Source organism: Streptococcus sp. DAT741 (assembly GCF_009866825.1).
Taxonomy (GTDB): Bacteria; Bacillota; Bacilli; order Lactobacillales; family Streptococcaceae; genus Streptococcus; species Streptococcus ruminantium.
Map to the genome: position 1 here is coordinate 687,998 of NZ_CP019557.1, position 12,344 is coordinate 700,341.

12 protein-coding genes are annotated in these 12,344 nt (G+C 39.4%); all 12 read left to right on the forward strand.

The window, feature by feature from the left end; genetic code table 11:
- Positions 1-446: 446 nt before the first annotated feature.
- The 12 genes from BZG42_RS03365 to BZG42_RS03420 all read left to right on the forward strand — a co-directional run bounded on the left by BZG42_RS03365 (position 447) and on the right by BZG42_RS03420 (position 12,335).
- A complete protein-coding gene (locus BZG42_RS03365; protein ID WP_155995483.1) occupies positions 447-995 on the forward strand; it encodes a DUF6630 family protein in 549 nt (182 codons plus the stop codon).
- A gap of 77 nt (positions 996-1,072) precedes the next feature.
- Positions 1,073-1,792 (forward strand): O-methyltransferase, encoded by a 720-nt coding sequence (locus BZG42_RS03370; RefSeq protein ID WP_155995482.1) that lies wholly within the window; start codon positions 1,073-1,075, stop codon positions 1,790-1,792.
- Between the two features lie 61 nt (positions 1,793-1,853).
- Positions 1,854-2,870, forward strand: a complete 1,017-nt coding sequence (locus tag BZG42_RS03375) for a peptidylprolyl isomerase (RefSeq protein ID WP_120171491.1) — start codon at positions 1,854-1,856, stop codon at positions 2,868-2,870.
- Between the two features lie 200 nt (positions 2,871-3,070).
- On the forward strand, positions 3,071-3,556 hold the full coding sequence (locus tag BZG42_RS03380; RefSeq protein ID WP_024531729.1) for an LURP-one-related/scramblase family protein: 486 nt from the start codon (positions 3,071-3,073) through the stop codon (positions 3,554-3,556).
- A gap of 273 nt (positions 3,557-3,829) precedes the next feature.
- Positions 3,830-6,448 carry an alanine--tRNA ligase gene (gene alaS, locus BZG42_RS03385; RefSeq protein WP_155964505.1) on the forward strand — a complete coding sequence of 873 codons (2,619 nt, stop codon included), beginning with the start codon at positions 3,830-3,832 and terminating at the stop codon, positions 6,446-6,448.
- Between the two features lie 311 nt (positions 6,449-6,759).
- A complete protein-coding gene (locus BZG42_RS03390; protein WP_024531727.1) occupies positions 6,760-6,975 on the forward strand; it encodes a helix-turn-helix transcriptional regulator in 216 nt (71 codons plus the stop codon).
- Positions 6,972-7,730, forward strand: coding sequence for a DUF3169 family protein (locus tag BZG42_RS03395; protein ID WP_155974563.1), 759 nt, complete (start codon positions 6,972-6,974; stop codon positions 7,728-7,730). The genes BZG42_RS03390 and BZG42_RS03395 overlap by 4 nt, the downstream gene beginning before the upstream one ends.
- 219 nt (positions 7,731-7,949) lie before the next feature.
- Positions 7,950-8,639 (forward strand): CPBP family intramembrane glutamic endopeptidase, encoded by a 690-nt coding sequence (locus tag BZG42_RS03400; RefSeq protein ID WP_155962635.1) that lies wholly within the window; start codon positions 7,950-7,952, stop codon positions 8,637-8,639.
- A 61-nt stretch (positions 8,640-8,700) separates the two neighbouring features.
- Complete coding sequence (locus BZG42_RS03405) at positions 8,701-9,372, forward strand: CPBP family intramembrane glutamic endopeptidase (protein WP_227985559.1); 672 nt, start codon at positions 8,701-8,703, stop codon at positions 9,370-9,372.
- 454 nt (positions 9,373-9,826) lie between these two features.
- The gene (locus BZG42_RS03410) at positions 9,827-10,642 is read left to right on the forward strand and encodes a gluconate 5-dehydrogenase (RefSeq protein ID WP_024531723.1); all 816 of its coding nucleotides are present in this window, start codon (positions 9,827-9,829) and stop codon (positions 10,640-10,642) included.
- A 34-nt stretch (positions 10,643-10,676) separates the two neighbouring features.
- The gene (locus tag BZG42_RS03415) at positions 10,677-11,315 is read left to right on the forward strand and encodes an RpiB/LacA/LacB family sugar-phosphate isomerase (protein ID WP_155965828.1); all 639 of its coding nucleotides are present in this window, start codon (positions 10,677-10,679) and stop codon (positions 11,313-11,315) included.
- Between the two features lie 18 nt (positions 11,316-11,333).
- Entirely contained in the window at positions 11,334-12,335 is a 1,002-nt protein-coding gene (locus tag BZG42_RS03420; protein WP_155995494.1) for a sugar kinase, read from the forward strand.
- Positions 12,336-12,344 lie beyond the last annotated feature (9 nt).

A 12,344-nucleotide genomic window follows, 5' to 3' on the forward strand; every position in this document is an offset into this window, starting at 1 on the left:
CTAAACGCTTGAGTGTGATTCCTACTCTGTTTAGTCTAGTTTTGGTACTGATTGGTATCGGAAGTTTGATAAAGTCGGAGCTATCAATAGAAAATGTTGTTTTTTTACTACTGATGTAACCACTCCTAATCGATTCTTACGTGTTGAGAAAACCAAATGCAGTCTTTGGCTTAACAACTGAATATTTAGAACTACAAAGTCAGATTTGGGACCAAGGCAACGTATTCCCTTGGGAGAGATCGGAAAGATTCGTCACTGTGCGTATCCCCTCTATCGTGGATACCAATCAAGAAGGTTGCGTCTTGTAGGAAATACAGGAACTCTACTTGTGGAAGTCAATTTGAACAAACTGGATAGAGCAGACTTCAATGAAATCTATCATTTTATAGAGCGGGCAGCCCCGCATGTGCAATGGGATTTTTTAAATCAATAAATTAGGAGGTAGTATGCTGACAGAAGAGCAATTACAGGATATTTTTGAACTAGCTGATCTGCTGTCAAATGGCAATAGAGATTTATTTATCCAACTAAGAGAAATCGTTTTTTCTAAGGATCCGAATGCTATCCTTGACTCTATCGAGCAGACTCTTGAACCAGATTCATTTGACGATTTTTTGGATCGTGTTGGAGAGTCTGAAACAGAGAACCTTTGGCTGATTTTGACAAAGTTGCTAGAACACTTAAACTATATCTGTGTTTACAATCATCGCGATGAATTGCAAGAGTTTGTCCACTCGTTTGACCGTCTTCAGCAGGTCCGTAATACAGGGATTTCCCTTCAGCTTGATTCGGAGGGATTGAATGTAGCAGACTCTATGCCTAAATGGGCAGCAGTTATTGATCGTAAATATGCTAGTGAAGGCTACTGTCTCGGAGCGATTGATATGGATACAGAGAGTCATTATCTATTCTTTGCTAAAGTTTCTATTTTCAATCGTCTGCGAGAGTTGGCGAATAATATCGGTTATCGAATAGATTATGCAAAATATATGTAAACTAAAAGGCAGGGGATTCCTGTCTTTTTGGTATGTATGAGAAGAAATTATTAGTAGCTTATGTTATAATGAAACTTATGGTTCAATCATATTCTAAGAACGCAAACCACAACATGCGCCGTCCTATTGTCAAAGAGGAAATTGTGGAATTTATGCGGACACGTCAGGCGCAGAATACAGGATTTTTAAAGGAATTAGAAGAATTTGCACGTAGAGAGAATATCCCGGTCATCCCTCACGAAACAGTTGCCTACTTTCGCTTGCTTATGCAGACCCTGCAACCCAAACGTATTTTAGAAATTGGTACAGCTATCGGTTTTTCAGCCTTGTTAATGGCTGAAAATAGTCCTCACTCACAGATTACGACCATTGATCGCAATGAAGAAATGATTGGGTTTGCCAAGGAAAACTTTGCTAAGTATGACAGCCGGCAACAGATTGAGTTGCTAGAAGGTGAAGCGATGGATATTTTACCAAGCCTATCAGATGACACTTATGATTTTGTCTTTATGGATTCTGCTAAATCTAAATACATCGTATTCTTGCCAGAAGTTCTAAAAAAGGTGAAGGTGGGTGGTTTGATTGTAGTGGATGATATTTTCCAAGGAGGAGATATTGCCAAGGAGATAACGGAAGTGCGACGTGGGCAACGGACTATTTATAAAGGCTTGCAGCGCTTGTTCAATGCGACCTTAGATAATCCGGGTTTGACTGCTAGTCTGGTTTCTATGAGTGATGGTCTTCTTATGTTGCGAAAAAATATTGACAATGTTGTTTTAAATATTGAAGAATTTTAAGAAGTTTTTAAGCTTTTGTGTTATAATGAAAGGGTTAATTAAGAAAAGGAGAGAGTTTCTAATGAAGAAAACTAAAAAGATTCTTGCAGGCGCAGCAACCCTTTTTGCGGCTGTAACACTTGCTGCTTGTTCAAGTGCAGCAGATAAAGACATTATTACCATGAAAGGAAAACGAATCACTGTATCTCAGTTTTATGAGAAGGTAAAAACAAATCCTCAGGCTCAACAAGTTTTGCTATCAATGATTATTAGTAATGTGTTTGAGAATCAATATGGTGATAAGGTTTCTGCTGATGAAGTCAATAAAGAATACGAAGCAAAGGCAGCGCAGTTTGGAGATTCATTTGCAAACGCTCTTTCTTCTGCTGGGCTAACGACAGAAACATATAAGGCACAATTGCGTACAGATAAGTTGGTTAAGTATGCTATCCAACAAGCGACTGAAAAAGAACTAACGGATGAAGTTTATAAAAAGGCTTATGACGCTTACACTCCGGAAGTTACTGCGCGTATCATCAAGTTGACAGATGAGGCTAAGGCAAAGGAAGTTTTAGCAGCAGCACAAGCTCAGGGAGCAGATTTTGCTAAGTTGGCGAAAGAAAATTCAACTGATACTGCTACGAAGGACAATGGTGGTGAAATTAAGTTTGATTCAACATCAACAACAGTCCCTGCTGAAGTCCAAAAAGCGGTTTTTGCTCTTGATGCAGGTCAGGTGGGTGCTTCAGTCGTTTCATCAGTTGATATGAAAACATATAAAACTAGCTACTATGTTGTGAAGTTAGAAGCTAAAACAGAAAAATCTGCTAAATGGGAAGATTACAAGGATAAGTTGAAAGAAATCGTTTTGACTCAAAACCAAAATAATCCGACCTTTGTTGCAAAAGTTTTGAAAGAAGGACTACAAAGTGCGAATGTTAAAGTGAAGGATCCTGCTTTCCAAAGTCTCCTTTCAAAATACGTGACAACAGAAGGAAGTAGTTCTTCATCAACTCAAAGTTCTTCATCAACTCAAAGTTCTTCGTCAACTCAGAGTTCTTCATCAACAAAAGAATCTTCTAGTTCATCAGGCCAGTAATTGGACGTTTATTAAGAATGGGTATTTCATCACTTAGTTTCAGAAAATTGGCGGTTGCTGCGAGCCATCTAAGCGAAATATCCTGCTACTTAATATCTACAACAGAATACAAAATGAGAATGACAAGTCATTGAATGAAGGTGGTACCGCGGTTTTTCGCCCTTCGTTTGGTTTCTTGTCATTTTTTTGGAGAGAGGATTATGAAACAATTCCAGGTGAAACAACGATTTACCTTTGGAGGTGAAAAGTTTGAGATTCGCGATAATCATGAACGACTTGCTTATCAGGTTGAGGGGAGTTTTCTTGAAATTCCCAAGCGTTTTTTTATAACCGATGCGCAAGGAGATAAAGTTTGCCAGATTACAAAGGCATTTTTGACCTTTTTACCCCGATTTACGATCGAAATGACCAACGGACATTCTTTCCATGTGCGTAAGGAATTGACTTTTTTCAAAGACCGTTATACAGTTGAGAATTTAGGTCTGCTACTAGAGGGGAATATTTGGGATTTACATTTTCGATTGAGAAGTCCGGAAGGTCAGCTGGTAGCTGAAATATCCAAGGAACTTTTCCATCTGACTTCGCACTATAAAGTGATAGTCATGGATGATAATTACGCAGATTTGGTTATTTCCCTGGTCGTGGCCCTAGACTATGTCGAAATGATGGAAAGTACTTCCAGTTAGTGTCCCTTCACTCGTTTAATAAGGTTCTGCCAAAATTATGGTACGCCTAACAACTGTGTAAAAAAGATAAAGTGTTCTAAAGAATACACTTTTTCTTCTCTCCCTTACTACTTTTACCAAATTATGAAAAATTACGAAAGGAAAAGTTCAGCTTCTTTTTGAACTGAACATGAGCTAAATGCTGTGTAGAAAAGATGAGTTACTTAGTGTTCAAAGAACACGTTGTTAGCTCCTTATTTTTACTTTGCATTTAAGGCTTTTAGTATCTGAATTATGAAACAATTATCTTCTGCTCAAATTCGTCAAATGTGGTTGGATTTCTGGAAATCGAAAGGACACTCTGTTGAGCCATCTGCCAACCTTGTGCCTGTCAATGATCCAACTCTTCTTTGGATTAACTCAGGTGTAGCAACCTTGAAAAAATACTTTGATGGTTCTGTCATTCCTGAAAATCCACGGATTACCAATGCACAAAAATCTATCCGTACCAATGATATTGAAAACGTTGGTAAAACAGCACGTCATCACACCATGTTTGAAATGCTAGGAAATTTTTCAATTGGTGACTATTTCCGTAATGAAGCAATTGAGTGGGGATTTGAGCTTCTGACAAGTCCGGAGTGGTTTGCCTTTCCTAAGGATAAACTGTACATGACCTATTATCCAGATGATAAGGATTCATACAACCGTTGGATTGCTCTTGGAGTAGACCCAAGTCATTTGATCCCGCTAGAAGATAACTTCTGGGAAATCGGTGCCGGTCCTTCTGGTCCGGATACAGAAATCTTCTTTGACCGTGGAACAGACTTTGACCCTGAAAATATCGGTATTCGTCTTTTAGAAGAAGACATTGAAAATGACCGCTATATAGAGATTTGGAATATCGTTCTCTCACAATTTAACGCAGATCCAGCTCTTCCGCGTTCAGAGTATCAGGAATTACCAAATAAAAACATTGATACGGGAGCCGGTTTGGAACGCTTAGCGGCTATTTTCCAAGGAGCTAAGACGAATTTTGAGACAGATCTGTTTTTGCCAATCATTCGTGAAGTAGAGAAAATATCTGGTAAGACTTATGATCCAGATGGTGATAACATGAGCTTTAAGGTCATCGCAGACCACATCCGTGCCTTGTCGTTTGCTATTGGGGATGGTGCTCTTCCGGGAAATGAAGGTCGTGGCTATGTTCTTCGTCGTCTGCTTCGCCGCGCTTCAATGCATGGTCAGCGTTTGGGAATCACTGAGCCATTCTTGTACAAGCTGGTCGAAACGGTGGGGCACATCATGGAAAGTTACTATCCAGAAGTGCTTGAAAAACGTGAATTTATTGAAAAAATTGTCAAGAGTGAGGAAGAGTCTTTTGCCCGTACGATTCATACAGGTTCACAATTTGCTGAACAGTTGATGGACAAGTTGGCGACAGAAGGAAAGACAATCATTGATGGTCGTGACATCTTTAAGCTTTATGATACCTATGGATTCCAAGTTGAGTTGACGGAAGAATTGGCTGAGAATCGTGGCATGACCCTTGACATTCCTGGCTTTGAAGCAGCTATGAAGGAGCAACAAGATCGTGCGCGTGCATCAGTTGTCAAGGGCGGCTCAATGGGTATGCAAAATGAAACCCTTGCAGGCATCACAGAAGAGTCTGTCTTTGTTTATGAAGCGGATCAACTAGAGGCTAGTTTATCTGTTCTTGTAGCGGATAATGCTCGCGTGGATAGCTTGTCTAGTGGTGAAGCCTTGTTAGTCTTTGATAAAACTCCTTTCTATGCAGAAATGGGCGGTCAGGTCGCAGACCACGGTGTTATTTTGGATGAAGCTGGTAATATCCTTGCTGAGATTACAGATGTTCAAAAAGCACCGAATGGGCAACCGCTCCATACCGCCCAAATCCTGGCAGAATTAGTTGTAGGAAATCGCTACACAGTGGCTATTGATAAGCAGCGTCGTCACCGTATTATGAAGAACCATACCGCAACCCACTTGCTCCACGCAGCCCTTCATAAGATCATCGGCGAACATGCAACGCAGGCAGGCTCATTGAACGACCAAGAACTCCTACGATTTGACTTTACGCACTTTGAAGCGGTGACACCCGAAGAACTCCGGCGTATTGAAGAAGAAGTTAACGAGCAAATTTGGCAAGCTCTCCCAGTAATCACAGTTGAAACAGATCTTGCAACAGCTAAAGAAATGGGAGCAATGGCACTCTTTGGTGAGAAATACGGTAAGAAGGTTCGCGTTGTTACCATTGGCGATTATTCTGTTGAACTTTGTGGTGGTACTCATGTTGGCAATACCGCTGAAATCGGAATTTTCAAGATTTTGAAAGAAGAAGGAATTGGTTCAGGGACTCGTCGTATCGTAGCTGTAACGAGTCGAGAAGCCTTCTTGACATATCGTGACCAAGAAGATGCCTTAAAAGAAGTAGCAGCAACCATCAAATCTCCTCAAATCAAGGAGGTGCCAAATAAGGTAGCTAGTCTTCAAGAACAATTACGTGAATTGCAAAAGGAAAATGCTAGCCTAAAAGAAAAAGCAGCAGCAGCGGCAGCAGGTGATGTCTTCAAAGCTGTCCAAGAAGTAAATGGTATTCGCTACATTGCTAGCCAAGTCCAAGTTTCTGATGCAGGTGCTCTTCGTACTTTTGCAGACAACTGGAAACAAAGAGATTATTCCGATGTGCTTGTTCTTGTTGCGGCTATTAACGACAAGGTCAATGTTCTTGTGGCAAGTAAAGCGGCATCCATCCATGCAGGGAACCTCATCAAAGTTCTTGCTCCAATCGTAGCAGGTCGTGGTGGTGGTAAGCCAGACATGGCTATGGCAGGCGGTAGCGACACGTCTGCTATCCAAACTCTCTTGAATAGTGTCGCTGAAAATCTATAACATATATAAGCTCTTTCATCTGTTGGATGAAGGAGCTTTTGCTATCATAGGCATTTTTTCGATAATCCGATTCAGAGGACTCCTGCATAGGAATAGAATTGTTCATCTTTGAGAAAATATAATAATTTTTGACTAGAATACCATGCATAATGACTACTATTATTTTCTTTTTGACAAATATACTTGTCAAAAAGAAAAAGAAGTGTTACAATAATACCGTATAAGCAAGTGGAAGACGCTAAGGAGACTCCATTTGAATCAAGGATACAGAAAATAGCTTGATTGTTTGTCGGGCTTAGAAAGGAAGTATCATGGATTATATTTTGAAAAACCGGCTCAAGGAACTGCGGGCTCGTGATGGGCTCAACCAAACAGAATTGGCCAAATCAGCAGAAGTTTCTCGACAGACTATTAGCCTGATTGAGCGGGGAGAATACACACCATCAGTAGTCATTGCGATACGGATTGCACAGATTTTTAACGAACAATTGGAAAATGTTTTTCAATTAGTGGAGGTAGATGGATGAAACAGGGTAAACAGATTTCAACAATGCAAAGGGGACTTCGTATCATTACTTATATGCTGATGGGAGCAGTTGTTGGTGGATTTGTAGGCTACTTTGCCATGCTGTACCATCTCAATGGACTTCCATCTTTTATGAGTTTAAATCATTTGGTACTCTTCACTCGTATGTTTAATTTTATTGCTTTTACTATTGCTATTTATTTGGGAATAAAGGCCAACCAATTGCATACAAGCTATAAACATCTAACGGATGAAGAGGATGATTTAGTTGATGGTCTGTATAGGAAAATGCACCGAAATTTAGAGTATACAACCATCTTATTTAATGTTGCAGCTTCGCTGACTTTGTTAAACTTGGGCTTAGGGACTAGAATAGATTTTTCTAGTTCAGCTCTATTCATGACCTGGTCGCTTATTGATCTGCTACTATTGGTTCTTCTTTTTATTTCTCAGTCATTCCTTTTAAAATTGATTCAGAAAATTCGCCAATACAAGCTATCAGCTCTTGCAACCGTTAAAGAAATGAAGGATTTTGTAAATGCTATAGATGAAGGTGAAAAGCAGGCAAACTATGAAACAAGTTTCCAAGTTGTTTTCTCTCTCAATCAGATTATTTTGCCAAGTCTGTATATTTTCTTATTTGTCCTAAGTTTTATTCTGCACAGACCTCAAATTGTCGGTTATATTATCGTAGCCTTTCTCCATATTTATATCAATGTGATGCAAGTTCAAATGGTTCGGAGATATTTTAAATAATCAAAGTCGGAGTGAAAAGTCTTCAGATGAAGTCAGATAGAAGGTTTTGAAAAAGTTATTGTGTGCATGTCTTTGAAGAATAATTAGCTACAGAGCGGCTTGACTTGCCTATTTCTGTTCATCTTAGTTCAAATTGGCTAAGAGCGCTGCTATTTTCTAAAAAAAAGATAAACTAAAAGAAATATTTTAAAAATATGTGAAGGAGATAATTAGATTATCATGAAAAAAATAACAACTATTATGGAATGGAATGTCGTTAAAAACTGGAAGTATCTTCTGACTGCTGTAGCAGTTCTAGCATTAAATATTCTGACACAACGATTAGTGTTTAGCCTGCCAAATTTTAATGGTCCAAATCTATTCATTGCAGCGGCATTGCTACTTTTTGCAGTAGCTATAGGTCTGTGGAGTGCTAAAATTTTAGGTTTATGGCAGAGTGAGAAGAAGTGGAGTTTGCTTGAAGCGTTTGGCTTTCTCAGTATCGGTTTCGTCGTTTTGTTTGGTGTAAAAATGATTGGTGGTCAGTTGATTGTGATAGAAGAGGGGTATGGAAAGACTCCAGCCAATCAGGAGCTCATTCAAAATAGTGGTTTACCGGTTTTGCTACTCTTTATTTTTACAGTCTTTTTTGCTCCTGTTCTGGAAGAATTACTTTTCCGTGGGATTATCATGGGGAAAGTTTTTGGGAAAGATTCGATTTTAGGTTTACTTTTATCTAGTTATCTATTTGGTCTTATCCATGGTCCTACCAATATTGGTTCCTGGGTTCTCTATGCAGGAATAGGTCTGGTCTTGGGGGTTATTTACCGTCTATCAGGAAAGTATTCTTACGCTCTTATTCTACACTTTGTGAATAATCTTATCGGTATTGGCTTACTCCTTCTCTTGCAAAGTTTGGGAGCCATCTAGGAAGTAGGAGAATGTTACAGTAGATCATCTTATGAAAGAGAGCAATGGGAGGTTGTTATAATTGAATTATGTTAAACATAGTGTTTTAGTATTTCTCTATTTTCTTGCTTATCAATTTGCGGCAAGTTTTCTGATGGTGGGGATTGCATTGAAGAAAGTTCCCAATTTTCCACCTCAGTTGATAGAGAGTATCGTTTTTGGGGGAGCAATCATCGGTGTAATCCTCTCCACTGCCTTTACTATCGTTTTATGGAAGTTCATTTATTTACGTAAAACGATTGATTACAGGGTGGAATCGTCGTGGTTTCATAAACTCTATTGGCCAATCTTGCTTTACATTGCTTTTGTTATGTTCCAGTTCTTAGTGCCTGTTTCGGAAAGCCCGAATCAAAAGTTGGTTGTGGAATTCGTAAGATTCTATCCAGTTATCGCCTTTTTTTCTGTGGTTATATTTGCTCCAATTTTGGAAGAATTGATTTTTCGTGGTGTTTTAGGGACTTATTTCTTCCCTAAAATGTCAAACATGAAATCTGTGGGACTTTATCTGGTGGTGACAGGAGTTATTTTTAGTATAATACATGCTCCAGCGACAATTCCGCAGTTCCTTATTTACTTGACTATGGGGATCAATTTAGGTTGGATCTATCTTATCAAACGTGATATTCGCGACCCGATAGTCCTTCATTTTATAAACAATTTCCTATCATTCCTCCTCATTTTTATGGGAAGATAATAGAATGGAAGGATGAGAGATGCCATCCAAGATGGCCAATCTGATAAATTAGAAAGATTAAATAGCTAAAAAACGAGTGAATAATAGTTAGTTCGTATTTTCTAACTGACGATTATCATTCGTTTTTTGTTGTGTTGCTAATCTTTGATATTCATGTTTAGGCTTGTATTTAATCAGTTATTATTGGCTTTATTTGTCAATATGATAAGCCAGGTATAAGCTGCTTAGATAATGCAGTTAAACTGTTTACTAATCAGCTACAAGGTAAGTTTTTGTGCGAATGCTAGTTTTTTTAAACAGTATTTCTTGTCAGTTCATACTTTACAAAGAACTATAGTAGTGTTTTTTTGTATAGTTCAAATAATATGATAAAAACTATTGACAAAACCGGTTTACTAGATTAAAATGATTTTGTAAACGTTTTACAAGTTTAATGACAAAGGAGTTGAAGGGTATGAATCAAACATTTTCAATGGATCAGTTTTCGCTCAAAGGGAAGATTGCCCTGATAACAGGAGGATCTTATGGTATTGGTTTTGCTATTGCTTTGGCCTATGCTAAGGCAGGAGCGACCATTGTTTTTAATGATATTACTCAGGAGCTGGTAGACAAAGGTTTGTCAGCCTATCGTTCTGAGGGGATTGAAGCACATGGTTATGTTTGCGATGTAACGGATGAAGAAGGCATCCAAGCTATGGTGGCTCAAATCGAAGAAGAAGTTGGAGTCGTTGATATTTTAGTCAATAATGCAGGAATTATTCGCCGTGTGCCGATGATTGAGATGACGGCAGCTCAGTTCCGTCAGGTCATTGATATTGATTTGAATGCTCCTTTCATTGTTTCCAAGGCTGTTATTCCCTCAATGATTAAAAAGGGACATGGTAAGATTATCAATATCTGTTCTATGATGAGCGAGTTAGGACGTGAAACAGTTTCTGCCTATGCAGCAGCCAAGGGCGGTTTGAAGATGCTGACGAAAAATATCGCATCAGAATACGGAGAAGCTAATATTCAGTGTAATGGAATTGGCCCTGGCTATATTGCGACTCCTCAGACAGCTCCTTTACGGGAATTACAAGCAGATGGAACGCGCCATCCGTTTGATCAATTTATCATTGCCAAAACACCTGCAGCTCGTTGGGGAGAACCAGAGGATTTGATGGGACCGGCAGTGTTTTTGGCTAGTGATGCTAGTAATTTTGTCAATGGTCACATTCTTTATGTGGATGGAGGAATCTTGGCCTACATCGGAAAGCAACCGGTGGAATAAATAACAAGTAGTACGAAAAACGAAAGGATTATATATGAAAATTGCACTTATCAATGAAAATAGTCAGGCAGCTAAAAACAGTCTTATCTTTGAAACCTTGAAGGAAGTCACAGACGCAAAAGGTTATCAAGTTTTTAACTATGGTATGTATGGAAAAGAGGGAGAAAGCCAGTTAACCTATGTTCAAAATGGTTTATTAGCTTCTATCCTGCTTGTCAGCAAGGCAGCGGATTTTGTCATTACAGGATGTGGGACAGGTGTTGGTGCCATGCTTGCAGCCAACAGTTTTCCGGGTGTGACATGTGGTTTTGCGGTAGATCCGACAGATGCTTATCTGTTTTCACAAATCAATGGGGGGAATGCCCTATCGTTACCGTTTGCAAAAGGATTTGGCTGGGGAGCTGAGTTAAACCTTAAACTCTTGTTTGAACGGCTTTTTGCTGAGGAAATGGGAGGAGGATATCCGAGAGAACGAGTTGTCCCAGAGCAACGCAATGCCCGCATTTTAAATGAGATGAAGGCAGTTACTTATAAGGATTTGCTGACAGTTCTCAAGGAAATAGACCAAGAATTTCTCAAAGAAACGATTTCTGGAGAGAAGTTTCAAGAGTACTTCTTTGCAAATTGTCAAGATGAAGCGATTGCGGCTTATTTGAAAACAGTACTTGAATAATAAAGGGAAGGTATGGCTATGAAGAAGGTGCTGCTGATTGGTGAACCCTTAATTCGCATAATGCCAACAAACTATCAGGAAATAGCAGATGGTGTGGAGAGCCGAATGTTTTTCGGTGGCTCGGAAATGAATATTGCTTGCAATCTTCAGGGGGTTGGTTATCCGACCAAAGTTTTGACAGCACTGCCGGAGGGACCGTTGGGTGATCGCTTTATGGCTTTCTTGGTTGGGCACGGAATTGATGTGAGTGCGATTCAACGAGTCGGTGAGCGGATTGGGCTTTATTATATGGAGTCTGGTTTTGGTTGTCGACCAAGTCAAGTCTACTATGATCGCAGTCACTCTAGCCTAGCAGCCATGCGTATAGAACAGTTGGATATGGAGCAACTATTTGAGGATGTTGCTCTGATCCACTTTAGTGGTATTACTCTGGCTATAGATCCGACTGTTACCCTTTGGATGAAAACGATACTGGAGGAAGCTAAAAAAAGGAATCTTCCAATTTCCATTGATCTTAACTGGCGATCCAAGATGATTGGAAAAAGGGAAGCAAAAAAACTCTTCTCAGAATTTGCAGTTTATGCGGATTATTGTTTCGGTATTGAGCCCATTATGAAGGATGCAGGTGATTGGGATTTGTTTGATAGGGATCAGGCTGGTCTCTATGACATTGAAGAACGAATGTTGGCACTAAAGGAAGCTTATGATTTTCAAACCATTTTTCATACAGTGCGTCAGATGGATGATATGGGGAGGAATCACTATAGAGCTTACGGTCTGGCAGAGGAGTTTATCTGTTCTGTAGAGCTGAAAACTCAGGTTTTACAACGGGTTGGAAGTGGAGATGCTTTTGTTGCAGGGGCTATTTATCAGCTATTGAAAAAGGCTTCACTCGAAGAGACCGTTAATTTTGCTGTTGCTAGTGGGACCTATAAATGTAGTCTGGAAGGGGATCAAATGGTGCAGTCTGTTGATCGCATCAAGTCCCTACTAGACGGGAAAAATGAAATAATAAGGTAAAGGAGTTAA